Annotated in this window: 24 protein-coding genes; 12 read left to right on the top strand and 12 right to left on the bottom strand. The window is 65.2% G+C overall.

Annotated features, from left to right (window positions below; genetic code table 11):
* Nucleotides 1–57: 57 nt before the first annotated feature.
* Nucleotides 58–261: a hypothetical protein gene (locus A6M56_RS14975; RefSeq protein ID WP_045787526.1), complete on the bottom strand. Its 204-nt coding sequence runs from the start codon at nucleotides 259–261 to the stop codon at nucleotides 58–60.
* Between the two features lie 338 nt (nucleotides 262–599).
* Between A6M56_RS14975 and A6M56_RS14970 the strand changes: the two genes are divergently transcribed.
* Nucleotides 600–1,007 carry a sugar dehydrogenase complex small subunit gene (locus A6M56_RS14970; RefSeq protein WP_257984052.1) on the top strand — a complete coding sequence of 136 codons (408 nt, stop codon included), beginning with the start codon at nucleotides 600–602 and terminating at the stop codon, nucleotides 1,005–1,007.
* Nucleotides 1,008–1,259: 252 nt separating this feature from the next.
* Nucleotides 1,260–2,510 (top strand): NADP-dependent isocitrate dehydrogenase, encoded by a 1,251-nt coding sequence (gene icd / locus A6M56_RS14965; protein WP_062737880.1) that lies wholly within the window; start codon nucleotides 1,260–1,262, stop codon nucleotides 2,508–2,510.
* A gap of 129 nt (nucleotides 2,511–2,639) precedes the next feature.
* Here icd and A6M56_RS14960 read toward each other — a convergent pair whose 3' ends face one another.
* From A6M56_RS14960 to A6M56_RS14945, 4 genes are all read right to left on the bottom strand, one after another.
* Nucleotides 2,640–2,903 carry a hypothetical protein gene (locus A6M56_RS14960; protein WP_164490847.1) on the bottom strand — a complete coding sequence of 88 codons (264 nt, stop codon included), beginning with the start codon at nucleotides 2,901–2,903 and terminating at the stop codon, nucleotides 2,640–2,642.
* Between the two features lie 369 nt (nucleotides 2,904–3,272).
* Nucleotides 3,273–3,893, bottom strand: a complete 621-nt coding sequence (locus tag A6M56_RS14955) for a DUF4126 domain-containing protein (protein WP_062737879.1) — start codon at nucleotides 3,891–3,893, stop codon at nucleotides 3,273–3,275.
* A gap of 74 nt (nucleotides 3,894–3,967) precedes the next feature.
* A complete protein-coding gene (locus A6M56_RS14950; protein ID WP_373271735.1) occupies nucleotides 3,968–4,360 on the bottom strand; it encodes a DUF2501 domain-containing protein in 393 nt (130 codons plus the stop codon).
* Nucleotides 4,361–4,601: 241 nt separating this feature from the next.
* A complete protein-coding gene (locus tag A6M56_RS14945) occupies nucleotides 4,602–4,808 on the bottom strand; it encodes a cold-shock protein (protein WP_045787522.1) in 207 nt (68 codons plus the stop codon).
* A 573-nt stretch (nucleotides 4,809–5,381) separates the two neighbouring features.
* Here A6M56_RS14945 and clpS point away from each other — a divergent pair.
* Together clpS and clpA are read left to right on the top strand one after the other, a co-directional pair.
* Nucleotides 5,382–5,708, top strand: coding sequence for an ATP-dependent Clp protease adapter ClpS (clpS, locus tag A6M56_RS14940; protein WP_003261876.1), 327 nt, complete (start codon nucleotides 5,382–5,384; stop codon nucleotides 5,706–5,708).
* Nucleotides 5,705–7,993, top strand: coding sequence for an ATP-dependent Clp protease ATP-binding subunit ClpA (gene clpA / locus A6M56_RS14935; protein WP_045787521.1), 2,289 nt, complete (start codon nucleotides 5,705–5,707; stop codon nucleotides 7,991–7,993). The genes clpS and clpA overlap by 4 nt, the downstream gene beginning before the upstream one ends.
* A gap of 70 nt (nucleotides 7,994–8,063) precedes the next feature.
* Here the strand turns inward: clpA and dut are convergent, their stop codons facing one another.
* The 3 genes from dut to coaBC are packed head-to-tail and all read right to left on the bottom strand — an operon-like array spanning nucleotide 8,064 to nucleotide 10,755.
* Nucleotides 8,064–8,510 (bottom strand): dUTP diphosphatase, encoded by a 447-nt coding sequence (dut, locus tag A6M56_RS14930; RefSeq protein WP_045787520.1) that lies wholly within the window; start codon nucleotides 8,508–8,510, stop codon nucleotides 8,064–8,066.
* Complete coding sequence (locus tag A6M56_RS14925) at nucleotides 8,507–9,553, bottom strand: LLM class flavin-dependent oxidoreductase (RefSeq protein ID WP_045787519.1); 1,047 nt, start codon at nucleotides 9,551–9,553, stop codon at nucleotides 8,507–8,509. Before A6M56_RS14925 ends, dut begins: the two co-directional genes overlap by 4 nt.
* Complete coding sequence (coaBC, locus tag A6M56_RS14920; RefSeq protein ID WP_045787518.1) at nucleotides 9,550–10,755, bottom strand: bifunctional phosphopantothenoylcysteine decarboxylase/phosphopantothenate--cysteine ligase CoaBC; 1,206 nt, start codon at nucleotides 10,753–10,755, stop codon at nucleotides 9,550–9,552. Before coaBC ends, A6M56_RS14925 begins: the two co-directional genes overlap by 4 nt.
* 149 nt (nucleotides 10,756–10,904) lie before the next feature.
* Between coaBC and A6M56_RS14915 the strand changes: the two genes are divergently transcribed.
* A complete protein-coding gene (locus A6M56_RS14915; protein WP_045787927.1) occupies nucleotides 10,905–11,477 on the top strand; it encodes a YdcF family protein in 573 nt (190 codons plus the stop codon).
* A 27-nt stretch (nucleotides 11,478–11,504) separates the two neighbouring features.
* Here the strand turns inward: A6M56_RS14915 and lspA are convergent, their stop codons facing one another.
* From lspA to A6M56_RS14900, 3 genes are all read right to left on the bottom strand, one after another.
* Entirely contained in the window at nucleotides 11,505–12,023 is a 519-nt protein-coding gene (gene lspA, locus A6M56_RS14910) for a signal peptidase II (RefSeq protein ID WP_045787517.1), read from the bottom strand.
* A complete protein-coding gene (ileS, locus tag A6M56_RS14905) occupies nucleotides 12,023–14,902 on the bottom strand; it encodes an isoleucine--tRNA ligase (RefSeq protein ID WP_102080056.1) in 2,880 nt (959 codons plus the stop codon). Before ileS ends, lspA begins: the two co-directional genes overlap by 1 nt.
* A 103-nt stretch (nucleotides 14,903–15,005) precedes the next feature.
* The gene (locus A6M56_RS14900) at nucleotides 15,006–16,004 is read right to left on the bottom strand and encodes a bifunctional riboflavin kinase/FAD synthetase (protein WP_045787515.1); all 999 of its coding nucleotides are present in this window, start codon (nucleotides 16,002–16,004) and stop codon (nucleotides 15,006–15,008) included.
* A gap of 232 nt (nucleotides 16,005–16,236) precedes the next feature.
* Between A6M56_RS14900 and A6M56_RS14895 the strand changes: the two genes are divergently transcribed.
* Nucleotides 16,237–18,069, top strand: a complete 1,833-nt coding sequence (locus A6M56_RS14895) for an ATP-binding response regulator (protein WP_045787514.1) — start codon at nucleotides 16,237–16,239, stop codon at nucleotides 18,067–18,069.
* 43 nt (nucleotides 18,070–18,112) lie between these two features.
* Here the strand turns inward: A6M56_RS14895 and A6M56_RS14890 are convergent, their stop codons facing one another.
* Nucleotides 18,113–18,775: a response regulator transcription factor gene (locus A6M56_RS14890; RefSeq protein WP_045787513.1), complete on the bottom strand. Its 663-nt coding sequence runs from the start codon at nucleotides 18,773–18,775 to the stop codon at nucleotides 18,113–18,115.
* A gap of 407 nt (nucleotides 18,776–19,182) precedes the next feature.
* On the opposite strand from A6M56_RS14890, the gene purN reads away from it, so the two are divergent.
* The 6 genes from purN to nadA all read left to right on the top strand — a co-directional run.
* The gene (purN, locus tag A6M56_RS14885) at nucleotides 19,183–19,833 is read left to right on the top strand and encodes a phosphoribosylglycinamide formyltransferase (protein ID WP_045787512.1); all 651 of its coding nucleotides are present in this window, start codon (nucleotides 19,183–19,185) and stop codon (nucleotides 19,831–19,833) included.
* Complete coding sequence (locus tag A6M56_RS14880) at nucleotides 19,830–21,212, top strand: RsmB/NOP family class I SAM-dependent RNA methyltransferase (protein WP_045787511.1); 1,383 nt, start codon at nucleotides 19,830–19,832, stop codon at nucleotides 21,210–21,212. Before purN ends, A6M56_RS14880 begins: the two co-directional genes overlap by 4 nt.
* Entirely contained in the window at nucleotides 21,209–21,778 is a 570-nt protein-coding gene (locus A6M56_RS14875; RefSeq protein WP_045787510.1) for a phospholipase D family nuclease, read from the top strand. Before A6M56_RS14880 ends, A6M56_RS14875 begins: the two co-directional genes overlap by 4 nt.
* A gap of 12 nt (nucleotides 21,779–21,790) precedes the next feature.
* The gene (locus A6M56_RS14870; RefSeq protein ID WP_062737872.1) at nucleotides 21,791–23,128 is read left to right on the top strand and encodes a mechanosensitive ion channel family protein; all 1,338 of its coding nucleotides are present in this window, start codon (nucleotides 21,791–21,793) and stop codon (nucleotides 23,126–23,128) included.
* A 385-nt stretch (nucleotides 23,129–23,513) separates the two neighbouring features.
* Nucleotides 23,514–24,704 carry a DesA family fatty acid desaturase gene (locus tag A6M56_RS14865; protein WP_045787508.1) on the top strand — a complete coding sequence of 397 codons (1,191 nt, stop codon included), beginning with the start codon at nucleotides 23,514–23,516 and terminating at the stop codon, nucleotides 24,702–24,704.
* A gap of 184 nt (nucleotides 24,705–24,888) precedes the next feature.
* Nucleotides 24,889–25,776, top strand: an 888-nt coding sequence (gene nadA, locus A6M56_RS14860; protein ID WP_286758210.1) for a quinolinate synthase NadA, incomplete at its 3' end; no start/stop codon positions are given.

The following is a 25,776-nucleotide window of genomic DNA, read 5'->3' as shown; positions in this document are numbered from 1 at the left end:
AAAGCATCTGCTTTCTCTGGGCCAGCCGAGCCGCGAGGGCCCGGCGTCGCCACAAGCTTATTGCTGGGCAGCCGGAGCCGAAGCGTCAGCAGCAGCGGCCTTCTTGGCCTTCTTGTGGTGGTGCTTCTTGGCCTTCTTGGCCTTCGGAGCAGCCTTTTCAGCGGCCGGAGCAGCAGCTGCGTCAGCAGCCGGGGCCGAGGCTTGAGCGAACACACCGGTGGCGAACAGGCCGGCGATCAGGGCAGCGATCAGCTTCTTCATGGTGAATCCTTTTATAGATCAGTGAGTTAAACCATCGACCCGCTAAATGAGTCATCTGCAATAACGCAGCCCGTTACAGGCCCGTTGACACGCCGGATCGAATTTTTTGCGGGCGGAGGCGAAAGTCCCGGCACACGCGGATCCGCGATGTGAACCATGTTGCGCCACGCAAGAAAGTTGCCCGACGCGCCGCCTGCGGGCCGCCATTTCAGACTCGTCTGATAGGAGGGCGCCGCTGCGGACCTTGAGAATGCAGGCCCGTTTTCCTTCATGCTGCCGTGTCCCCGCTTTCGTTGTCGCTTTCCCCGCCCAAGCCGGAGCCGCTTCGGCGCCGCGACGTGCTGCTGGCCGCCGGTGGTTGGGTGGCGCTCGCCGCCTTGCCGGGAGTTTTCCGCTCCGCGCCGGGGCCCAGTTCGCACCTCGACGATTTCCTTCTGGTATCGGAGACGATCGCCGGAGCGCCGCTGGACCGCCGTGCGGCCCTGGCACGTTTGTGCCCCTTGCTCGAGGCGGACGGCAGCTTCGGCGACCACATTCAGACGCTCGCCTGGCTGGTGCGCCGTCAGCCCGGTCTGGATGCCGCGGGGCTGGCCGGGTTGCTGAACACCGACGCTTCCGCCGGGCTGCGCGACGCGTTGGCCCGGGTTGTCGCCGCCTGGAGCGCGCTGCCCGACGCCGCGCCCGCACTGACGGATGCCCGCACCGTTGTCGCACACCGTCCGGACGGTGGTTTGCCCGGCAGCTAGGGGCCGGTCCGCCACGCGCGGGAGTATGGCGGATGGTGAAATTTTCCGGCATAATGCGGAATTCACTCTTGTGTCTTATATAAGAGTTGCGGCTTGCAAGGATTTTGTGCGGTGCATCGTGAGAGCGCCATCGCGGGCCGCTAGAATCGCCAGTTCATTGCAGCGTGCCGCATCGGCCAACCCGCGCGCGGCGCGCTGTGCTGTCAACCCCCACCGTCCATCCGCTCACCTGCGGTCAGCACTGGAGTCGTCATGTACCAACACATCAAGGTCCCGGCCGGCGAGAAGATCACCGTCAACAAGGACTTCTCCCTGAACGTCCCCGACAACCCCATCATTCCCTACATCGAGGGCGACGGCACGGGCTTCGACATCACGCCGGTCATGATCAAGGTCGTGGACGCCGCGGTCGAGAAGGCCTACGCCGGCAAGCGCAAGATTTCCTGGATGGAAATCTACGCCGGGGAAAAGTCGACCAAGGTGTACGGCCCGGACGTATGGCTGCCCGAAGAGACCCTGCAAGTCCTGAAGGACTACGTGGTGTCCATCAAGGGCCCGCTGACGACGCCGGTGGGCGGCGGCATCCGTTCGCTCAACGTGGCGCTGCGCCAGGAGCTGGACCTGTACGTCTGCCTGCGCCCGGTGCGCTACTTCAAGGGTGTGCCGTCGCCGGTGCGTGAGCCCGAGAAGACCGACATGGTCATCTTCCGCGAGAACTCGGAAGACATCTACGCCGGCATCGAATGGGCCGCCGAGAGCGAGCAGGCCAAGAAGGTCATCGCCTTCCTGCGCAACGAAATGGGCGTGAAGAAGATCCGTTTTCCGGAAACGTCGGGCATCGGCATCAAGCCGGTGTCGAAGGAAGGCACGCAGCGCCTGGTGCGCAAGGCCATCCAGTACGCGATCGACAACGACAAGCCGTCGGTCACGCTGGTGCACAAGGGCAACATCATGAAGTTCACGGAAGGCGGCTTCCGTGACTGGGGTTACGAACTGGCTCAGAAGGAATTCGGCGCCGAGCTGATCGACGGCGGCCCGTGGTGCAAGTTCAAGAACCCGAAGACGGGCAAGGAAATCATCGTCAAGGACGCCATTGCCGACGCCTTCCTGCAGCAGATCCTGCTGCGTCCGGCCGAGTACTCGGTCATCGCCACGCTGAACCTGAACGGCGACTACATCTCCGACGCCCTGGCCGCGCAAGTCGGCGGTATCGGTATCGCCCCGGGTGCCAACCTGTCGGATTCGGTGGCAATGTTCGAAGCCACCCACGGCACCGCGCCGAAGTACGCGGGCAAGGACTACGTGAACCCGGGTTCGGAAATCCTGTCGGCCGAAATGATGCTGCGCCACATGGGCTGGACGGAAGCCGCTGATCTGATCATCAGCTCGATGGAAAAGTCGATCCTGTCGAAGAAGGTCACGTATGACTTCGCCCGTCTGCTGGAAGGCGCGACCCAAGTGTCGTGCTCGGGCTTCGGTCAGGTGATGATCGAGAATATGTAAGCATGTCGCTCGCGGCTCCGGCCGCGATGGATATGACAAAAACCCCGGCAGCTTCGGCTGGCCGGGGTTTTTCGTTTCGAGCCGCAACCAGCCGCCCGCGTGTGCTCCAGTCTTGGGCGGCTTGCACTCTCAAAGGGGCGGGCGAGTCCCAACAAGCCTCAACGCCGATGCTGCAACAAAGGCGCCGCGGCCCATGCGTCGGCCTCGCCCATCAATCAGCGGGGGCCCGCGACGTTCCGGCGAAGCCGTCTTGCTCGTGGCGGCCTGCTTCATGGCTGCGGCGCGCGCGGCCAATGCATGCAGGAGTTCCCGCGCAGCACCAACGCCCTTTTGATATTCGCCGCGCGAATCGGCAACAGCGGGATCGACGGATGGGAAGATCGAGCGGGTCACGGCATTCCTCTTCATGTGATGAACGGAACCGCGCCCAACCCTTGGCGGGAGGGGTGGGCGAGCACAGGCAAGGTGGAAAACCGAGGTATAGCGATCGGCACGGCCGAAGCCGTTCAAGCCTGGCTCGCCCCAGGAAGGAGACGAAGCCAAGCCATAACGGTTCAGGACAAGCACCTATGCTCGGCGCTTGCCCGCTATACCCGAGGTTTCCACACCTCGATCGCATTCTCTATGGCACTGAAGCGATGGGCGCGAGTGTACCGATGGCTGCTTCGTCTGAGCAGGGGCGAAACAATAAATCAGAGTTTGTCTAGGGGAGGCACGTGCAGCGCCTAGAGGCGCGTTGTCGCGGCTGCGCGCGGATGGCGCCTAGTGAGGCACCCGCGTTGTGCCGGGCGATTGCGGCCCCGGCGAGCGCCCGCGCAGCACATCGCGCAGCCGCCGCACGCCGCGCCACAGCTTGGGCAGCAGCCACGCCGATACCAACAGCAGCAGCGCCAGCACCACCAGGAACGCGATCGGCAGGAAAAACGCCATCAACAAACCGCCGCTGGCGGCCACGTCTTCACTGAACGACGCCACCCAGTTCGAGAACGGTTCCGGCGACGTGTTGATCAGCGCGCGCGTGCCGGCCTTGGTGGCATGGGCTGTGCCGGCCAGCGTCCCGCCAATCAGTCCCGCAGCCACCATCCATTGCGGATCGAGCTGTCCGAACGCAGCCGCAGCCAGGATCGCACCGGCAGGCACGCGGATGAAGGTCTGGATGCCATCCCAAACGGAATCGAAACCGGGAATCTTGTCGGCGAGGAATTCCGCCACCGCCAGCACGCCGGCCAGGCCGATCACCCACCACGATTCCAGCATCTGCAGACCGGGCGGCAGGTGCAGCCACCCCGCGCGGCCCAGGATGCCCGCAGCGAACACGGCCAGGTAGAGACGGAAGCCGCTGGTCCAGGACAAGCCGGCGGCCAGCGCGGCGGTTTCCAGCATGGGTGCCTCGAGCAAAATGGCGGGCGAACGCCCATCGATACTGCAGTGTAGTGCGCGCCTGGCCGCGTCGCGCCTCAGAGCAGCGATTTGCCCTGCGACAGGATCTTGTCGCAGGCCTGGCGGGTGATCTGCGACTTGATGCTGGCCAGGTCGAATGTGCTGCCGTCGGCGCCGGTGAGGATGCCCCGGGTGCCATCCGTATAGCCTGGGTCAGACGCGGGCGCGCCCCCCAGCTTGCCGAGCAGCCTGTCCTTGACCGACTCCGCGCCGGCGCCGCTCAGGTAATTGTTCTTCACGCAGAACTCCAGCACCCCGGCCACATTGCCGGTGCTGCCCGAGCTGAGCGAACCCAGCGACGGCAGGCCGCCGCCCATTCCACCGAGATTCCCCAGGGCGCCCAACCCGCCGGAGGATTCGTGCCCGCCTTGCGTGGCGCTTTTGATGAGATCGCCGATCTGCGCTGGCACCGGCCGGCAGTAACGCCGCAATGAGGGCGACGGAGAGGGCGGTACAGGCGATGTGCTGTTTCATGCGGGGGGCTCCTTGAACACGGGGATCATCCACGCACCCTGGCGCACGCTGCGACGAAATGGCGTGTTGCTTGCGGTGTGCCGCCATTGTCCGCCGCTGCGGCAACAAAAAACCCGGCGTGGTACCGGGTTTTTTGCAATTGGGCGTCCGCCAGCGGCGGGCGCCCCATGACGCCGATCAGGCGGCCGACTGGATATTGGTGGCCTGCTTGCCCTTCGGACCCTGCGTCACCTCGAACGTGACGCGCTGGCCTTCCTTGAGCGTCTTGAAGCCGCTCATCTGGATGGCCGAGAAATGCGCGAACAGTTCTTCACCACCCTCGTCAGGCGAGATGAAACCGAAACCCTTGGCATCGTTGAACCATTTGACAGTACCGCTTGCCATAAACAACCCCTCCGTGGAAACACAAGTCCGAGCGGGGAAAGCATGCCTGTCGGGCCAGTGCAGAGCGGTACCGCGCAGTCATCGCCGGGCGTCGGCCGTGGGGCACGACGAAAGGCGCGGATGGAACCGCGCCGTCAGCGATCGGTCTTCTCGTGGCAGGCGCCACAGCCTGAAGCGGTTGTCGATCTGTTGTCGACTGGTGTGAGGCCTCCCCGGCTCACCATCATGAGGCCTGCTGCCAACGGTTTGCGGGGCAGTAAGACGCACATGTTGAATTCGATTGTTCGAGGAAAGCAACAGACTGTCAAGGCCGCCGAAGATGGGTTTGTGGCGAAAAACGGTCAGTTTTTGAAGAGGTTTCGCTCGAAATTGAGCCGGTCGCCCCCACTGTGAGAAAACGATTGGCATGGCAGGCCCGGAGCTTGCGCCGCTCTCCGGCGGGCAGCGGCGGAAAAACCCCTCCGCGCCGAGGGCCGACGCAAGCACGCCGGCTCGGCCAAACCGTTTGCAGACCTTGAAGTCAGCGTTATTTCCCCAAATTGCGAAGTCGAAAGGAGTGGTTAGAATAAGACCATGGCAATCCGGCAAGCGACCACTCCACAACACGATGCAGGCACCGTCCTGGAGCGGAAAGAGCAAGCGCTCAAACCGCCCGCGATGTACAAGGTGCTGCTGCTCAACGACGACTACACCCCGATGGAATTCGTCGTGATGATCCTTCAGCAATATTTCAGCAAAGACCGGGAGACTGCCACACAGATCATGCTGACTGTGCATCGGGAAGGTAAGGGCGTGTGCGGTATCTACACTCGGGATATCGCCGCGACGAAAGTGGAATTGGTATCAACCCATGCACGGCAGGCGGGGCACCCGCTGCAGTGCGTGATGGAGGAAGCATGATCGCGCAAGAACTGGAAGTCAGCCTGCACATGGCGTTTGTCGAAGCCCGTCAGGCTCGCCACGAATTCATTACGGTGGAGCACCTGCTGCTTGCGCTGCTGGACAATCCGACGGCCGCGGAGGTGCTGCGCGCCTGCGCCGCCAACATCGAAGATCTCCGCACGCACCTGAAGAACTTCATCGCTGACAACACGCCCGTCGTGCCCGGCACCGACGAGGTGGACACGCAGCCGACGCTCGGCTTTCAGCGCGTGATCCAGCGCGCCATCATGCACGTGCAGTCGACCTCCAACGGCAAGAAGGAAGTCACGGGCGCGAATGTGCTGGTGGCCATCTTTGGCGAGAAGGATTCGCACGCGGTGTACTACCTGCAGCAACAGGGCGTGACCCGCCTGGATGTCGTCAACTTCATCAGTCACGGCATCCGCAAGGACCAGGCGGAGCCCGCCAAGCAAGGCGAGGGCAACCCCGAAGGCGAAGGCGGCGACGGCAAGGAAAGCCCGCTCGAGCAGTTCACCCAGAACCTGAACGCGCTGGCCAAGGCCGGCAAGATCGATCCGCTGATCGGCCGCGAGCAGGAAGTCGAGCGCGTGGTGCAGGTGCTGTGCCGCCGCCGCAAGAACAACCCGCTGCTGGTCGGCGAGGCCGGCGTCGGCAAGACGGCCATCGCTGAGGGCCTGGCATGGCGCATCACCAAGGGCGAAGTGCCGGACATCCTCGCGAAGTCCGTCGTCTACTCGCTCGACATGGGCGCCCTGCTCGCCGGCACCAAATACCGCGGCGACTTTGAGCAGCGCCTGAAGGGCGTGCTGAAGTCGCTCAAGGACAACCCGAACGCGATCCTGTTCATCGACGAAATCCATACGCTGATCGGCGCGGGCGCTGCATCGGGCGGCACGCTGGATGCCAGCAACCTGCTCAAGCCGGCGCTGTCGTCGGGCGCGCTCAAGTGCATCGGTGCGACGACGTTCACGGAATACCGGGGCATCTTCGAGAAGGACGCAGCGCTGTCGCGCCGCTTCCAGAAGATCGACGTGGTGGAGCCGTCGGTGGATCAGACCGTGCAGATTCTGCGCGGCCTGAAGTCGCGCTTCGAAGAACACCATGGCGTGAAGTACGCGTCGTCGGCGTTGACTGCGGCGGCTGAGCTGTCGGCGCGCTTCATCACCGACCGTCATTTGCCGGACAAGGCGATCGATGTGATCGACGAAGCGGGTGCGGCGCAACGCATCCTGCCGAAGTCGAAGCAGAAGAAGACCATCGGCAAGAGCGAGATCGAAGACATCGTGTCGCGCATCGCGCGCGTCCCGCCGCAAAGCGTGTCGCAGGACGATCGCAGCAAGCTCCAGACGCTGGAGCGTGACCTGAAGTCGGTCGTGTTCGGGCAGGATCCGGCCATCGACGCGCTGGCTTCGGCCATCAAGATGTCGCGTGCCGGCCTGGGCAAGACGGACAAGCCGATCGGCTCGTTCCTGTTCAGCGGCCCGACGGGCGTGGGCAAGACGGAAGTCGCCAAGCAGCTCGCGTTCATCCTCGGCATCGAGCTGATCCGCTTCGACATGTCGGAGTACATGGAGCGCCATGCGGTGAGCCGGCTGATTGGCGCGCCTCCGGGCTACGTGGGCTTCGACCAAGGCGGTCTGCTGACGGAAGCCGTGACCAAGAAGCCGCACTGCGTGCTGCTGCTGGACGAGATCGAGAAGGCGCACCCGGACATCTTCAACATCCTGCTGCAGGTCATGGACCACGGCGCGTTGACGGACAACAACGGCCGCAAGGCGGACTTCCGCAACGTCATCATCATCATGACGACCAATGCGGGCGCCGAGACGATGAACAAGGCAACGATCGGTTTCACCACGGCGCGCGAACAGGGCGACGAGATGGCCGACATCAAGCGCATGTTCACGCCGGAGTTCCGCAACCGTCTGGACGCAACCATCAGCTTCCGCTCGCTCGATGAGGAAATCATCATGCGCGTGGTCGACAAGTTCCTCATGCAGCTGGAAGAGCAACTGCACGAGAAAAAGGTGGATGCCATCTTCACCGAGAAGCTCCGTCGCTTCCTGGCGAAGAAGGGTTTCGACCCACTGATGGGTGCGCGCCCGATGCAGCGCCTGATCCAGGACATGATCCGCAAGGCGCTGGCCGACGAACTGCTGTTCGGCAAGCTGGTGAACGGCGGAAAGGTGGTCGTGGATCTGGACGATGCGGATGCGGTGAAGCTGGAATTCTCCGAGAACGAAGCACCGCCCGCACCTGCCCAGGAAGAAGCGGAAGCCTGACCCGTCAGACGCTCCAAAGAAAACGGCCCGGAAAAACTCCGGGCCGTTTTTCTATGTGCGGACGATGCACTCAGTGGCGTCCCGTGCTGCCGAATCCACCGGCACCGCGCTCGCTTTCTGCAAAGTCATCGACGATGTTCAACTCGGCTTGCACCACCGGCACGATCACCAGTTGTGCCAAGCGCTCCATCGGATTGAGCACGAACGCCGTGCTGCCACGGTTCCACGTGCTCACCATCAGTTGGCCCTGGTAATCCGAATCGATCAGGCCGACCAGGTTGCCCAGCACGATGCCGTGCTTGTGGCCCATGCCCGAGCGCGGCAGGATCAGCGCGGCATAACCGGGGTCGGCCAGGTGGATCGCCATGCCGGTCGGAATCAGGTGCGTGGTGCCGGGCTCGATGGTGAGCGGGGCGTCGATGCAGGCGCGCAGGTCCAGCCCGGCGCTGCCGGTGGTGGCGTACCGCGGGAGCTGTTCGTGCAGGCGGGCGTCGAGAATCTTGACGTCGAGTTTCATGCGGGGCAGGCCGAGGAGGTTGCAGAAGCCGGAGATGGTAGCGCAAACGCCTCGGCCAGCAGCTCGTACGAGCGCAGGCGCGCCTTGTAGCTGGGCGCGACGGTCAGCACGATCAGTTCGTCGGCGACAAAGCGGCTCTTGAGCGCAAGCATCTGCTCGGCCACGGATTCCGGTGTGCCGATGATGCTGCGCGGCCGCTCCCGCATGACGATGGCCTGGTCGCGCTCGGTGTAGACGTGCGCTTCGGCTTGCTCGACAGTCGGGACCGGGCCATTCACGCCAATCGCCATCTGCACGCGGCGCAAATCAATCGCAGCTTCGTAGCGGCGCGCCTCGGCTTCAGTGTCCGCCGCGATCACGAAGACGGCGGCAGCGCTGTACGGCCGTGCGTCGTAGCCGGGTTCGAAATCGGTACGGTACTGCTGCGCGACGATGTGCCCGACGTGCGGATTGATGAAATGCGCAAACGCGAAACGGATACCGAGGCGCGCGGCCAACGCGCCACCAAAATCGCTGGAGCCGAGCACCCACAGTTCGGGTTGGGTGTCGATCTCGGGCTGCAGGATGACGCCGTAAGCGGGGTGATCCGGTGGCAGCGTGCCCGTCAGGTGCCAGATCAGTTCCTGCACCTGCTGCGGGAAGATGTCGCCGCGGTTGTAGTCGCCCATGGCCACGGCCTGCGCGGTACGCATGTCGCCGCCGGGTGCGCGGCCGACACCCAGGTCGATACGGTTCGGGAACAGCGCTTCCAGCAAGCGGAACTGCTCGGCCAGCTTGAACGGGCTGTAGTACGGCAGCATCACGCCGCCGGAGCCCACGCGCAGGTGCTTCGTGGCGCTCGCCACGCGGGCGATCATCACTTCCGGCGCGGGGTTGCTGACGCCGCGCAGGCCGTGGTGTTCGGCGCACCAGTAGCGCGTGTAGCCGAGCGAATCCGTCAGTTGCGCCAGGTCGACCGTCGCGGCAATGGCATCGCGTGCGCTGTGGCCATAGATGACGGGGCTTTGGTCCAGGACCGATAGACGGATCGGCGCGGCGCTCATGACCGTGCTCCGTGCACGCGGTCGGCGATGGCGGCGACGATCTGGCGTGCCAGCGTCAGCTTGTCGGCACGCGGCAGGCGCGTGATGCCCTTTGCATCGAAGAGCGCGACTTCATTGTCGTCGCGGCCGAAGGTCTGATGGCCGAGATTGCCGACCAGCAACGGGATGCCTTTTTTCTGGCGCTTGGCCTCGCCGAACTCTTCCAGGCGTTCGGTTTCTGCTGCAAAGCCGACGCAGAAGGGCGCATTCGCACGGCGTGCCACGGCGGCCAGGATGTCCGGGTTTTGCGTGAACGTCAGTGTCGGTACGTCGGAATCGCTCTGCTTCTTGAGCTTCTGCTCAGCGGCTTGCGCCACACGCCAATCCGCCACGGCGGCAACGGCGATGAAGATGTCGTTCTTCGTGGTGTCCAGCTCGCGCATGACGGCATCGTGCATCTGCTGGGCAGTCTGCACATCGATGCGCAATACGCCTGCAGGCGTGTCCTGATGGCACGGCCCAGCGACGAGCGTGACCGTCGCACCGGCCTGCGATGCAGCCCGCGCCAGCGCAAAGCCCATCTTGCCGCTCGACAGATTCGTGATGCCGCGCACCGGGTCGATCGGCTCGAAGGTCGGGCCGGCTGTCAACAGCACGCGGTGGCCGCGCAGCAGCTTGGGCTGGAAGAAGCCGATGAGTTGCTCGACGATGTCTTCCGGCTCGAGCATGCGGCCGTCGCCGACTTCGCCGCAGGCTTGGTCGCCGGCATCGGGGCCGAGCAGCGTGACGTCATCCGCGCGCAGCTGCGCGGCGTTGCGCTGAGTAGCGGGCGCGGCCCACATCTGCCGGTTCATGGCGGGGGCCACGAGCAGCGGGCAGTCGCGCGCGATGCATAGCGTGGAGAGCAGATCGTCGGCCATGCCGTGCGCAAGCTTGGCGAGGAAGTCCGTCGATGCTGGGGCGATGACGATTGCGTCCGCTTCGCGCGAGAGATCGATATGCGGCATGTTGTTGCCGATGCGGTTGTCCCACTCCGACGTGAAGACGGGGCGTCCGGAAAGCGCCTGCATCGTCACCGGCGTGATGAAGTGCGTGGCGGCGTCGGTCATCACCACCTGCACGGTCGCACCGGCCTTGGTCAGCAGCCGCACGAGCTCGGCCGACTTGTAGCACGCGATGCCGCCGGTCAGGCCGAGCACGAAATGTTTGCCTTGCAGTTCCATAACTGTCCGCTGGGGTCCGATTGACGCAATGTGCTTGGGCAGGATACAACCCGGAGCCGGATCGGCCCGCCCGTCAGTGTGGCGATGATACCGGCTTGGCCCGAAGCCCGTCCGGCGCCCGGATTTTTCCTCAAATGCTCATTCCCGATATGGTTTTCGCTCGTTCGGCAGTCTGCAATGTCCTGGCGGTAGTCGGCGCATTGTCCCTTGTCGCCCTGGTGACGGGCGCGGTGCTCGTGCGCGAAGCCAAAGCGTGGTTGCGCGAGGAGTCCGTGCCTGCGAGGGCAGACGTGATCGTTGTCCTCGGCGGGGAATCGGGTCAGCGCGTGATCGGTGCGGCGGAGCTGTATCACGCGGGTGTGGCGCCGCGCGTGTTCGTGAGCGGGGAGGGAGATTGCCTGCTGATCGTGCGCCGGCTGGTGATGGCCGGCATACCGGCTGACCGCATCGGCTACGAGTGTGAATCGGGTAGCACGATGGAAAACGCGCAGATGACGCACCGGGCGTTGACCGGTCAGCATGTCGGCCGCGCGGTGCTGGTCACTAGTTGGTACCACACAGGCCGGGCGCGGGACGTATTCCGCCAGGTGTGGCCTGATGTGGCATGGGGCGTGCACGGCGTATTCGCCGGGGACACGCTCACCAAGTCGTTGCCGATTTACGAGAGCGGAACCATCTTGGCCGAGTACATCAAACGGGCGTGGTACGCGATTCGATACTGATTCACTACCACGCCACTGCGTCGGCGTTCAGCGCCGCACGCGCCGCAGTTCGTCAACGATCAACAGCACGGCGCCGATCGTGATCCCGCAGTCCGCCACATTGAATGCGGGCCAGTGGTAGGTGTTGAGGTGAAAGTCGAGGAAGTCCACCACGTGGCCGTAGACGACGCGGTCGATCACGTTGCCAAGCGCCCCACCCAGGATGAGCGCGAGCGCAAAGCAGAACAGCTTCTGCGCGCTGTGCCGCTTGAGCAGCCACACGATGAACAGCGCCGCCGCGATTCCCAGGCCTGTGAAGAACCAGCGTTGCCAGCCCCCAGCCGCCGCCAGGAACGAGAACGCCGCCCCCTTGTTGTAGGCCAGCACCAGGTTGAAGAAACCCGTGATCGGGCGCGATTGTCCGTACGTGAACGTCTTCAGGATCGCGATCTTGGTCAGCTGGTCCAGCAGGATCCAGATCACGGCCAGGCCCAGCCAGGGGCCCAGACCATGACCGCCGCCTGAACGCGAAACCGCCTTGCTCTTGCCGTTGTTGCGAGTGGCCATCAGGCAGCGCTCCGTTGTTCACCGGCGCCAAACAGGTTGTCAGTGCAGCGCTTGCACAGCGTCGGGTGGGCGTGGTCGTGGCCGACGTCGGCGCGGTAGTGCCAGCAGCGTTCGCACTTGGCATGCGTCGAAGGTGCCACGGTGATGAGCAGATCGCCGCCCTCGGGCGCGCGTTCGAGTTTGGCCGCCGACGTGATGAGCACGAAGCGCAGGTCGTCGCCGAGGCTCGCCAGGGCGTCGTACACGGTGTCACCGGCAGCGACCGTCACTTCCGCCTGCAGCGACGCGCCGATCTTGCCGTCGATGCGCAGCGCTTCGAGCTGCTTGGTCACTTCGCCGCGCACGTTGCGGATGGCGGCCCACTTCTCCAGCAGCGCGCTGGCGCCTTGCGGCACCGGGGCGTCGTAGTAGGTGCTGGTGAAGATGGTGTCGGTGTGCTCGGTGCCGTGTGCGAAGACCTGCCATGCCTCTTCGGCCGTGAACGACAGGAACGGCGCCATCCAGTGCAGCATGGCCTGGGTGATGTGATACAGCGCGTTCTGTGCCGAGCGGCGCGCCACGGAATCGGGTGCCGTGGTGTACAGGCGGTCCTTCAGCACGTCGAGGTAGAAGCCGCCCAGGTCTTCCGAGCAGAACGTCTGGAGCTTGGCGACCACCGGGTGGAATTCATACACGTCGTAGTGCGACAGGACTTCCTTCTGCAACGCATCCGTCAGCGCTACGGCATAGCGGTCGATTTCGAGCCATTGCTCGGTCGGCAACGCGTGTTTGGCGTGATCGTAGTCGGTCAGGTTGGCGAGCAGGAAGCGCAGCGTGTTGCGGATGCGGCGATAGCTTTCGACCACGCGCTTCAGGATCTCGTCAGAGATGGCGAGTTCGCCCGAATAATCCGTCGAGGCGACCCACAGGCGGATGATCTCCGCGCCCATCTTGTTGGCGATTTCCTGCGGTGCGATCGTGTTGCCGATCGACTTCGACATCTTCCGGCCTTCGCCGTCCACCGTGAAGCCGTGCGTGAGCAGGCCCTTGTACGGCGGCTTGCCGTACAGCATCGAAGCCGTCAGCAGCGACGAGTGGAACCAGCCGCGGTGCTGGTCGGAGCCTTCCAGGTACAGATCGGCCAGGCGGCCGTCCGGCAGCTCGGCCGAAGCGTCGTACAGATCCGCCGCATGCGAGCCGCGGATGACGTGCCAGTGCGTCGTGCCCGAGTCGAACCACACGTCGAGCGTGTCGCGATTCTTCTCGTACATGTCAGCCTCGTCGCCGAGCAGCTCGCGCGGGTCGAGCGTCTGCCAGGCTTCGATGCCGTTTTGTTCGATGCGCTGCGCGACCTGCTCCAGCAGCTCAGGCGTGCGCGGGTGCAGCGCGCCGGTTTCCTTGTGCACGAAGAACGCCATCGGCACGCCCCATTGGCGCTGGCGCGACAGCGTCCAGTCCGGGCGGTTGGCGATCATGTTGTGCAGGCGCTGCTTGCCCCACGACGGGTAGAACGCGGTGGCATCGATGCCGGCGAGCGCCGTTTCGCGCAGCGTGGCGTTGCCGTCGTTGGGCTGCACGTCCATCCCCGCAAACCACTGCGACGTGGCGCGATAGATGATCGGCGTCTTGTGGCGCCAGCAGTGCATGTAGCTGTGGTTGTACTTGTGCGCGTCGAACAGGTTGCCCGATTCGCGCAGCACCTCGACGATCTTGGGGTTGGCATCCCAGATCATCTGGCCGCCGAACAGCGGCAGCGTCGATGCGTAGACGCCGTTGCCCATCACCGGGTTGATGATGTCCGCGTCGGGCATGCCGTGCGCCTTGCACGACTGGAAGTCTTCCACGCCATAGGCGGGCGCGGAGTGGACGATGCCGGTGCCGGTGTCGATGGTCACGTAGTCGCCCAGGTAGACGGGCGAGGTGCGGTCGTAGCCCGCATCCATCTTCGCGAGCGGATGGTGGAAACGCACGCCCGAGAGCGCGGCACCTTCGCACGTGGCCAGCACGGTGCCTTCGAGCTTCCAGCTTTGCAGGCAGGCCTCGACGCGCTCCTTCGCGACGATCAGCAGCCCGCGCGGCGTGTCGACCAGCGCGTATTCGATTTCCGGGTGCAGGTTCAGCGCCTGGTTGGACGGGATCGTCCACGGCGTCGTCGTCCAGATCACGATCCAGCCCGGCTTGGCCTTGAGCACATCGGCGCCGACGTGGAAGGCGCTCGCCAGCGCGTCGATGTCGGCGAACGGGAAGCCGACGTCGATCGACAGGTCGGTGCGATCCGCATATTCGACTTCTGCCTCAGCCAATGCCGAGCCGCAGTCGAAGCACCAGTTGACCGGCTTCAGGCCGCGGAAGACGTAGCCCTTTTCGAGAATCTTGCCCAGCGCGCGAAGCTCGTCGGCTTCGTTGCGGAAGTTCATGGTGAGGTATGGGTCCGCCCAGTCGCCCAGCACGCCCAGGCGCTCAAAGTCGGCCTTCTGGCGCGCGATCTGGCCGGTGGCGTAGGCGCGCGCCTTCTCCTGCACTTCCTTGACGGGCAGGCCCTTGCCGAACTGCTTTTCGATCTGGATCTCGATCGGCATGCCGTGGCAATCCCACCCCGGCACGTACACGGCATCCAGGCCGGTCAAGCCGCGCGACTTGATCACCATGTCCTTGAGGATCTTGTTGACCGCGTGGCCGATGTGCAGGTCGCCGTTGGCATACGGCGGGCCATCGTGAAGGATGAACTTCTTCGCGCCTTTACGCGCGGCGCGGATCTTCTTGTAGAGCTGCTTGTCCTGCCACTGCTTGACCCATTGCGGCTCGCGCTTGGGCAGATCGCCGCGCATGGGGAAGGGGGTGTCCAGCAGGTTGACCGGGTACTTGCTTTTCTCCGGCGTGGGCTTCTTGGCGTCAGACATGGTGTGATGTGAGGCAGATTCGGGCAAATCGGATCGATGCAGCGCGCCGGTCAGAGCAGGCGCGTGCGTGGTGTGGCTTTCGGGCGGCGGGTGCGTCAGCCGCCTACTGAATTCGGTCGGTGGCGGAGGTCGCGAAGTCGCGCCGAAGCGTTGGCGACTCGCCGGCCGGTGGAACGGGCAGGCCGAAGAACTGCCGCGCGTGAACACAGTCCTGCGCGATGGCGTCCTTGAGCGCATCGAGCGAATCGTAGCGAGCCTCGTCGCGCAGCTTCTTCATGAATTCCACGCGGACCAGCTTGCCGTAGACGCTGGCGTTGTAATCAAAGACGTGCACTTCCAGCAGCACGCGGCCGGAATCGTCCACCGTCGGGCGCACTCCAATGCTGGCGACGGCCGGCAGCGGCTTTTCGGCCAGCCCGTGCACCTGCACGACAAAGATGCCGGCCACTGCGGGCTTGCGATGCGAAATGCGCAGATTCAGCGTCGGGAAGCCGAGCGAGCGCCCGAGCTTTTGCCCGTGCACCACGTGCCCGCTGATGGCATAACCGTGACCGAGCAGGCGGCGGGCATGTTCGAGGTCGCCCGCGGCCAGCGCCTCGCGCACCGCCGAGCTGGAGATGCGAATGCCGGACTCCGACACCGAGCCCATCTGCTCGACTTCAAATCCGAACTGCGCGCCGGCGGCCTGCAGGTAGGTGAAGTCTCCGGCGCGCTTGGCGCCAAAGCGGAAGTCATCGCCCACCAGCAGCCAGCGCGCATGCAGCCCGTCGACGAGCACGTTGCGCACGAACTCGTCCGGCGTCTGGCCGGCGAAATGCGCGTTGAAGTGCTCCACGACCACGCGGTCGACGCCCTGGCGCCGCAGGCTTTCGAGCTTGTCGCGCAGCAGGGCAATGCGGGTGGGCGCGCGATCCGGCATGAAGAATTCGCGCGGATGCGGCTCGAACGTCATCACCGTGAGCGGCAGCCCGCGTGCGTCAGCCGCCGCGCGCGCCCGGGCCAGCAGAGACTGGTGCCCGCGGTGCACGCCGTCAAAGTTGCCGATGGTCAGCGCGCACGGCGCGCGACTTTCGGCATTGGGCAGGCCGCGAAAGACTTTCACGAGAGGCGTCGGTGATGGAGGAAGAAAGGGCAGCGTTTCGGATTGGATTGCCGCGGCACTGCGCAAAAATCCAGCAAAACGCACATTATATAAGGGATTGCCGCGTCCCCGGCGCGCCGCGAGCCAGGTGTCGGGCTGTTGCACAATCCTCCGAACGGTGCGCCCGCCCGTTGCGGGCTTGCGGCACAATCCGATATCCGCTGAGATCCGGCTTCTTCTTCCCCGCATTCCCTTGAACGCCTCGTTGCGCCTTTTCTTCGCCAAGTTCGGGCTGGCCAGCCGTGCGCCGCTCGAACTGGATGCCCGAGCCAAGCTGCTCGCCGCCGTGCATCGGGGGGCGCCCATGGGGATTGCCGCCTCGGTCGTGCTGCCTGCGCTGACAGTGGCGGCATTCTGGGATGCGCCCAATCGCCCGGCGCTGCTGGGCTGGTGCCTGATCATGCTGTGCCTGACGGCGTCGGGCCTGCGCTTCTATTTCGGATACCGCTACGACCTCCCCCGCATGACGCTGGCTGCGCACACCCGCAAGTGGTGGACGGGCATGCACGTCATGTCGGCGGTGGGTGGCGTGGCATGGGGCTGCTCGGCCGGGTTGTACCTGATGTCGCCGTCGCTGGAGTTCAGCAGCCTGCTGATGATCGTGATCATCGGCGTGGCGGCGGCCGCGGTGCTGTCGCAGGCGCCGGTGCCGTCGAGCCTGCTGATCCTCGGCACGGGCATCCTGGCGCCGCACTTCGTGCTGGCGGAGCAGGCGTTTCCGGGCCACGGGCTGTACCTGCGCGGGGTGCTGCTCTTCTTTGCGGCCCTGCTGACGCGCCATGCGGTGAACATCCACAACACGCTCGTGCGTGAAATCCAGCTCGAGAACGAAAGCCGCCAGCTGGCGCGCCGCTACCAGGACGAAAAGCAGCGCGCGCTGTCGGCGTCGGAGGAAAAGTCGCGCTTCCTGGCCGCGGCCAGCCACGATCTGCGGCAGCCCGTGCATGCGCTCGTGCTGCTGGTGGAGGCGTTGCGGGCGCGCAACCAGTCCGAATCGCTGGCGCCGCTGGTGGAGCAGCTTGCCTCGGGCGCGGCGACGATCGATCTGCTGTTCCGCTCGCTGCTCGACCTGTCCAAGCTCGAGAGCCGCAAGACCTCACCGACGCTGGAGCCGGTGGATCTGGGCGAGGTCATCACCGAGGTGGTCCAGCAGTTCATGCCGGATGCGCGCGCCAAGGGTCTGACGCTCACGCAGCGCATTCCGCCGCTGCCGGTATTCGGCATGGCCGAGCCGGTGCTGCTGCGCCGGGCGCTGTTCAACCTGCTGCAGAATGCGCTGCGCTATACCGAGCGCGGCGGCGTGATGGTGGCGTTGCGCGTGCGCCAGAAGCATCTGCGCATCGAGGTGTGGGATACCGGCATCGGCGTGGCGCCGGAGCACCAGAAAGAAATCTTCTCGACCTACTACCAGGTCGAAAACCCCGAGCGCGACCCAAGCCAGGGTCTCGGCTTGGGGCTGGCGATCTACAAGGAATGCGTGCGCCTGCTGCGCGGTACGTTCGGCGTGCGTTCGGTGCCGGGCCGGGGCTCGATGTTCTGGATGGCGCTGCGGCCCGTGCCGGCCGAGGTGAAGGCGCCGCTGGCCGCCCAGCCGCGGGCGGAGCAGAAGCGTGCGGTGCTGGACCAGCCGCGTTTCTCGGGCGTGGTGCTGGTGGTGGACGATGATCCGCAGATCCGCAAGGCCTGGCACGCACTGCTCGAGGCGTGGGGCGTGGAGGTGCACAGCGCCGCCGATGGCCGTGCCGCGGACCAACTGCTCGCGCGCGGCATTCGCCCGCAGATCATCTTCTGCGACCTGCGCCTGCCCGGAGAGGAAGACGGCCTGCAACTGCTCGAACGCTGGCAGGTCAGCCATCCCGACGCCCACGCCGTGCTGCTGACTGGCGACCGCAACTCCGCCGCGCTGGCGCGTGCGGAAGAGGCCGGCTACCTGCTGCTGGCCAAGCCGATGGATCCGAACATGCTGCGCGTACTGCTCAAGCGCTGGCTGCGGGGCCGTGCGGCCGAGCCACAGGTCGCGTACTGAGCAACGCGGAAAGCCGGCGCCGTCGGATGCGGCGCCGCGCAAATCAGGCCGCGCCCGTCAGGCGGAAGCGCTCCATGCGCGAGATGATCTGGATGCGCGTGCGCACGCCCAGCCGCTGCAGGATCGCCGAGACGTGTTCCTTGACGGTGTTCTCCGTCAGGCCCAGCTGGCGGGCGATCGATTTATTGGGCAGTCCTTCAAGCAACAGCGCGAGCACAGAACCCTGGCGCGGCGTCAGGCCGAGTTCTGCCGGCGTGATCGGGATGCCGTGGGAGGCGCCTCCTTTGTTGCTGCCGCCCATGTCGTCTTCCGACGGGAACGACGCATCGCCGCTGAAGATGCCGGCCACGGCCTTCGAAAACGCATGGGCATCGGCGTGCTTGCCGATGAAGCCGATGGCGCCCAGCGCCTGTGCCTTGGCGACGATCTCCGGCGTGTTCTCAGCCGACATGAAGGCAAAGCGCGCTTCGGGCAGCTTGCCGCGCAGCTCGCGCATGGCGTCGAAGCCGGTGCAGTCGGAGAGCCAGACGTCGAGCAGCACCACGTCGGGCCGGACGCCTTCGTCCACCAGCGCCAGCGCCTGGCGGCGGCCGATTGCTGCGTGCACCTGGACTTCAGGCAAGGCGTGCGCGAGAAACGTGGTCGTGCCAGACAAGGCGAGGGGGTGGTCGTCGACCACCAGCAGGCTACGCAGCGAGCTCGTCATTCTTATTCCCCGGTGAGGGCAAGGCCCTCTTGTTGTTGTACGCGTGCCGACCCGGCGCGGGCGGTGGCCGGCGGGCCGGGCTGGGTCGCCCACGGCCGATCGGCTTTCACGGTTATTGCCCGCGCAGTGTTGCAGCGAAGATGCCGGAACGCCGCAAGGGACTTCCAGTCGTCGCTGACGGCACACCGGACCCCCCCGGGTGTGCGGGCAATTATGGTGTTGAGATTATCAGAGCGCGCCATCGCACGCCAACGGTTGCACCCTCCATTTTTGGGATGCGGCGAGCTTTTTGCTACGCGCCGTCGGCAAAATGCCACGGTACGCCGGAAAGCCGCGTGACGCGGGCTTGCCAAGCGCCACACCGGATTTTCTCCGGGGAACTGCGGCGCACTTGATAAAATGCCGCGATGAAAAACATCGTCATTCTCATTTCCGGGCGCGGCTCCAATATGGAAGCCATCGTGCGGGCTTGCCAGGCAGAAGGCTGGCAGGCGCGCATTGCCGCCGTCATTTCTAATCGGCCTGATGCGGCCGGACTTAAATTTGCCGCGTCGCACGGCATCGCCACGGCGGTGGTCGATCACAAGACGTTTGCCGACCGCGAGCACTTCGATGCTGCGCTGGCGCAGGCCATCGACGGCTACTCACCTGATCTGGTCGTGCTGGCGGGCTTCATGCGCATTCTCACGCCCGGCTTCGTGAAGCATTACGCCGGACGCATGCTGAACATCCATCCGTCGCTGCTGCCGTGCTTCCCTGGTCTGCATACGCATGAGGCGGCGCTGGCCATGGGCGTGAAGGTGCATGGCGCGACCGTCCATTTCGTGACCGCGGATCTGGATCACGGTCCGATCGTGCTGCAGGCCATCATCGACGTGCGCCAGGACGACACGCCGCAGTCGCTCGCCGCGCGGCTGCTCACGCAGGAGCACGTGATCTATCCGCGCGCCGTGCGCTGGTTTGTCGAAGACCGGCTGAGTGTGCAGAACGGCGTGGTGCGTGTTTCGCCGGACGCTCCACAACTCGTGATCGGGGCCGATGCCCGGGAGGCTGCATGAGCCAGGATCGCCAGCGGCCGCGCAATGGGGGGTCGGGTAGCAAGCGTTCGGGTTCGGGGGGCGGTGGCTGGTACCGGGCACCGCAAGGCAAGCCGGCCCAACGTACGCCGCGCCCGCGCACGGGCGTGCACGGCAGCCATCTTGAGCACCTGGACAAGGTGCTCGCCCGCCTGCTGCACTTTGCTGCACCGGCCGACATGGTGGTCAGCCAGTACTTCCGTGAGCACCACGAACTCGGCCACCGCGAGCGCGGCATCGTCGCCGAGGCGGCCTTTGCCGTGCTGCGCCGAAAGAACGAATTTGGCCAGTTCGCCGAAAGCGGTTCGGGGCCGGCGCGCCGCCGCCTCGCGCTGCTCGGCCTCGTGCAGACCGCAGGACGTGAAGCGATCGCGCCGTTCCTGAATCCCGCGGAAGCCGAGTGGCTCGACCGCTGGCAACTGCGCGACCGCGCTGCGCTGGCGCCCCGTGTGCGAGCCAACCTGCCCGACTGGCTCTTTGACGCCCTGGTTGCGCAGCACGGTGCGGAATTTACCGAGGCCCTTGCCGAGGCGTGGCTCAATCCCGCGCCATTGGACCTGCGCGTCAACACGCTCAAGGGCGATCGAGACACGGTGCTGGCGACGCTGGCCGAAGCCGGCATCGAGGGCGCCGCGGCACCGCTGTCGCCGGTGGGCATTCGCCTGGCGGGCAAGCCGGCGCTGAACAAGCTCGAGATCTTCACCAACGGCACCGTCGAAGTGCAGGACGAAGGCAGCCAGCTGCTGTGCCAGCTCCTGGCGCCCAAGCGCGGCGAGATGGTGGTCGATTTCTGCGCGGGCGCGGGCGGCAAGACGCTGGCGATCGGTGCGGCGATGCGCTCGACGGGGCGGCTGTACGCATTTGACGTATCGGAGAAGCGCCTGTCGAACCTGGGCCCGCGTCTGGCGCGCAGCGGCTTGTCCAATGTGCATCCGAGCCGGATCGACAGCGAGCACGACGCCAAGGTCAAGCGCCTGGCGGGCAAGATCGACCGCGTGCTGGTCGACGCACCGTGCAGCGGGCTCGGCACGCTGCGCCGCAATCCGGACCTGAAATGGCGGCAATCCGCGCGGGCCGTGGAAGAGATGTCAGCCAAGCAGCGGTCGATTCTGGACTCCGCGGCGCGGCTCCTCAAGCCGGGCGGCCGCCTCGTCTACGCAACGTGCAGCGTGCTGGCGCGCGAGAACCAGCAGGTGGTCGAGCAGTTCCTGGCCGCGCATGAAGACTTCGTGCTCGTGCCTGCCGGCGAGGTGCTGGCGGCCCAGAAGATCGCGCTCGAGATGGGCCCTTACCTGGAGCTGTATCCGCACGTGCACCAGACCGACGGCTTCTTCGCGGCCGTACTGGAGCGCCGCGCATGACCGCACGCCAAGTCGGTCTGCTGCTGGCCGCTGCGCTTGCATTCAGTGGCACCGGCCTCGCCCAGGCCCGCAGCACACCACCGGTTCTGCCGGCCAAAGGTACGGTGCAGGCCGCCTTCACGCCCGATGACGATATCGAGGGCCTGCTCGCGGACGCCATCGACCAGGCGCGCGAGCAGGTGCTGGTGCAGGCCTACCTGCTGTCAAACAAGGCGATCGTGCGCGCGCTGCTGGCGGCGCATCAGCGCGGCGTCGATGTGCGGGTGCTGGCCGACCGCGAACAGATGATGCGCGCCAACGGCAGCCGCGTGCCGGAAATCGCCAATGCCGGCATTCCCGTGTGGCTGGAAGTGCGCTACAAGAACGCGCACAACAAGGTCATCGTGATCGACCCGCGCGGCGCCCGCCCGGTGCTCGTGACGGGCAGCTTCAACTTCACGCAGACGGCGCAGCGCGGCAATGCCGAGAACGTCCTGATCGTGCGCGGCGACGCCGATCTCGCCCAGCGCTATGCCGCCAACTGGCAGAAGCACGCGGGCGACGCCCTGCCTTATCGAACGCAATAACGTGTCGGCCGAATGAACGGATTGCCACAGAACCTGAGCCACCTCGCGCTGGGCCACATGATCGACGACATCGTCGCCGACCTGGGCGGCCCGCGCTTTATCTGGCAGCTGGGCGTGCTCGTGCTGCTGCTCGGCGCGGCCTGGCTCATGGCCCGCTCGATCGCGCGGCGCCTGCATGCGCGCCACGTGAACGAGACCTTCGCGCTGCGCTTTGCGTGGTCGAGCCTGGAGCGGGCGATGTTCCCGCTGATCGGCTGGCTGCTGGTGCTCGGGGCCCGTTACGCGCTGGTCGGCACCATGCCGATCAGCGTATTCCGGCTCGCGGCGGTGCCGCTCTTCGGGCTGGCGGTGCTCTACCTGGGCTTCTATGTGCTGCGCCGCGTGTTGTCGGCCAACGGCGAGCTGCACGGCATGCTCGTGCTGGCCGAGCGCGTGCTCACAACGCTCATGTGGATCGGCATGGTGCTCTACGTGCTCGGTGTGCTGGGCGACGTGGTCGATTACCTCGAGGGCATCCGCTTTGCGCTGGGCGGCAAGCAGAAGGTCAGCCTCGCCGCCTTGCTCATGGGCGTCGTGTGGATTCTCGTCACGGTGCTCGTGGCGATGTGGTTCGGCTCCTGGCTTGACAGCCGCATCACCCGCGCCACGGCGCTCGACGCCAACCTCAAGGTGGTGCTGTCGCGCGTGACCAAGGCGATGTTGCTCCTGGTGTCGCTGCTGCTGAGCCTGTCGCTGGTCGGCATCGACCTGACGGTGCTGTCGGTGTTTGGCGGCGCGCTGGGTGTGGGGCTGGGCCTGGGCCTGCAGAAGATCGCGAGCAACTATGTGTCGGGCTTCATCATCCTGCTCGAGCGCTCGCTCAAGCTGGGCGACCAGATCACGGTCAGCAGCTACACCGGCATCGTCACGCAGATCCGCACGCGCTACACCGTCGTGCGCAACGGCGACGGCGACACACTCGTGCCGAATGAGTTGATGGTCGCGCAGGCCGTGCAGAACCATAACGAGCGCGGCACCGTCCGTGTGGCGGTGCGGGTGCAGGCCTCGTATGCGGCAGACCCCGAAACCGTGCTGGCCTTGCTGGTCCAGTGCGCCGAGGGCATTCCTCGCGTACTCGCAGATCCGGCGCCCGCCGCGTTCCTCGCGCTGTTCGGCGACAGCGGCATCGAGTACGAACTGGGCGTGTGGATCAACGATCCGCACAACGGCAAGCTCGGTGTGCAGTCCGATCTGAATCGGGCGATCTATCGGCGCTTCAAAGAGGCGGGGATCGACATTCCATACCCGCAGCGGGAAGTGCGCGTGCTGGGGCCCGTGGCTGGGGATAGCTTATCGGCGGGTGATGCATGAGGCGCCTGGGTGCCCGGCTTTAACACATCCCGGTGCGGAACGGTGCGCCCTTGCTCAGGGTCAAACTCACGGTTTTCCCCCATGGAGTAGAGGGGGTCTTCGGTTAAAATGCCGGATGTTCCCCCGAAGGATCAGGCGGCCGTCGCAATGGCCTGAAGTTTGCGACGCATTGCCGCGAAAGCCTTGCATTGCGCAGGGGCGGAGGTCATATGACCGGCAGCCGGAGAGTTCGCCGATGTGACGCGCAAGCCGGGTGCCAACACCCGAATCTCCGCCAACACGACCCCACTGTCGCCACCGTGCGACAGCGGATGGCCTGACGAGGCAGCAATGGCGCTATCGACCCAGGCTGCTTCAATCACCCGAGTTGACCACGGAGAACACTTTGATCGACTCTCTTCTGAATTTCCTTGCCAACGGCACCCTGGACTGGGCCTGGTGGCAAATCCTGATTTTTACGCTGGTGGTGACGCACATCACCATCGCGAGCGTGACGATTTTCCTGCACCGCTGCCAGGCGCACCGGGCGCTGGACGTGCATCCCATCGCTGGACATTTCTTCCGGTTCTGGCTCTGGCTGACCACCGGCATGGTCACCAAGGAGTGGACGGCCATTCACCGCAAGCACCACGCCAAGTGCGAAACCGAAGACGATCCGCACAGCCCGCAAACGCGAGGCATCCGCAAGGTGCTGCTCGAGGGCGCCGAACTCTACCGGGCCGAGGCCAAGAACAAGGAAACGATCCAGAAGTTCGGCCACGGCACGCCCGACGACTGGATCGAGCGCAACGTGTATTCGAAGTTCACGTGGCAGGGTGTCGGCCTGATGCTGATCCTCGACGTCGTGATGTTCGGCGCGATCGGCCTGACGGTGTGGGCCGTGCAGATGCTGTGGATTCCCATCCACGCTGCCGGCATCATCAACGGCCTGGGCCACTACTGGGGCTATCGCAACTTCGAGTGCGAAGACGCTTCGACCAACGTGTCGCCGTGGGGCATCATCATTGGCGGCGAAGAGCTGCACAACAACCACCATACGTACGCCACGTCGGCCAAGTTCTCGGTCAAGTGGTACGAGTTCGACATCGGCTGGGGCTACATCCGTGCGCTGGAAATGGTTGGGTTGGCCAAGGTCAAGAAGGTGGCGCCCAAGGCACGTTTTGGCGACGTCAAACCGGTCGACCAGAACACGCTGGAAGCCATCATCGCCAACCGTTATGACGTGATGGCGCGCTACGCCAAGACCGTCAAGGCGGCCTATCGCCAGGAGCTGGCCAAGCTCAAGGCGTCGCGCGATGTCGAATACCGTGCGCTGAAGCCGGCCCGCAAGTGGTTCCACCGCGACGAGACCAAGCTCGGCCCGCCGCAACGCGAGCAGCTTTCGCAGATCGTCTCGGACCATTCGTCGCTGCACACGTTCGTGGAGATGCGCCGCGAACTGGGCGCGCTGTGGAGCCGTTCGAACGCTACGCGCGAGCAGCTGCTGCATCAACTGCAGGACTGGTGCAAGCGCGCCGAGGAAAGCGGCATCCACGCGCTCCAGGAATTCGCTGTGCGCCTGCGCCGCTACGCCTGACTTTTCTGTTTCATAGGTGAAGCCCCGCTCCGCAGCGGGGCTTTTCTTTTGGGTAAACTGCCCCAATTCACATTCTTAAGCTGCGGCAAAGCATCGCGGCGCGAGTCCTCCTCACACGCCGTCCGTTTCATTGCCACGCCACCTTTCTGACGCCTTAACGGCAGGAACGGACGCGGAGACCACCATGGAAACCCACATCAAGACGGTTGAATTCGAGCGCCCGGACATGCTGGCCGAGACGCAATCCGGCGCGAGCTGTGTCGCCCACGCATGGGCGAAAGTGCCGCCGGCGCTGTCGCGCGAGGAGCGCGATGGGCTGAAAGCCCGCATCAAGCGGCTGCTCAAGGAGCGCGAGGCGGTACTCGTCGCGCATTACTACGTCGACGCCGACCTGCAGGACCTCGCCGAAGAGACCGGCGGCTGCGTGTCCGACTCGTTGGAGATGGCGCGTTTCGGCCGCGACCATTCCGCCAAGACGCTGGTGGTCGCAGGCGTGCGCTTCATGGGCGAGACGGCCAAGATACTGAGCCCCGAGAAGACCGTGCTGATGCCCGACCTGGACGCCACGTGTTCACTGGACCTGGGCTGTCCGCCGGACGAATTTGCCGCATTCTGCGACGCGCATCCGGATCGCACCGTCGTCGTCTATGCGAATACCAGCGCGGCCGTGAAGGCGCGAGCCGACTGGATGGTCACTTCGTCCATCGGGCTGAAGATCGTGCAGCATCTGCACGCGCAGGGCAACAAGATCCTGTGGGCCCCGGACCGGCATCTCGGCAGCTACATCCAGAAGCAGACCGGCGCCGACATGCTGATGTGGCAGGGCTCGTGCCTCGTCCACGACGAGTTCAAGGGCGTGGAACTGGACCTGCTGCGTGCCGAACACCCGAACGCGAAGATCCTCGTGCACCCGGAATCGCCCGAATCCGTGGTGGCGCAGGCCGATGTGGTGGGCTCGACGTCGCAATTGATTGCGGCTGCGCAGTCGCTGTCGGCCAACGAGTTCATCGTCGCGACGGACAACGGCATCCTGCACAAGATGCGCATGGCCGCGCCCGGCAAGCGCTTCATC

Origin of the sequence: Ralstonia sp. RL (genome assembly GCF_001683835.1) — a bacterium.
Classification (GTDB): Bacteria; Pseudomonadota; Gammaproteobacteria; order Burkholderiales; family Burkholderiaceae; genus Ralstonia; species Ralstonia mannitolilytica.
The sequence above is the reverse complement of the archived record's forward strand: the minus strand, read 5'-3'. Positions and strand labels throughout refer to the sequence as shown.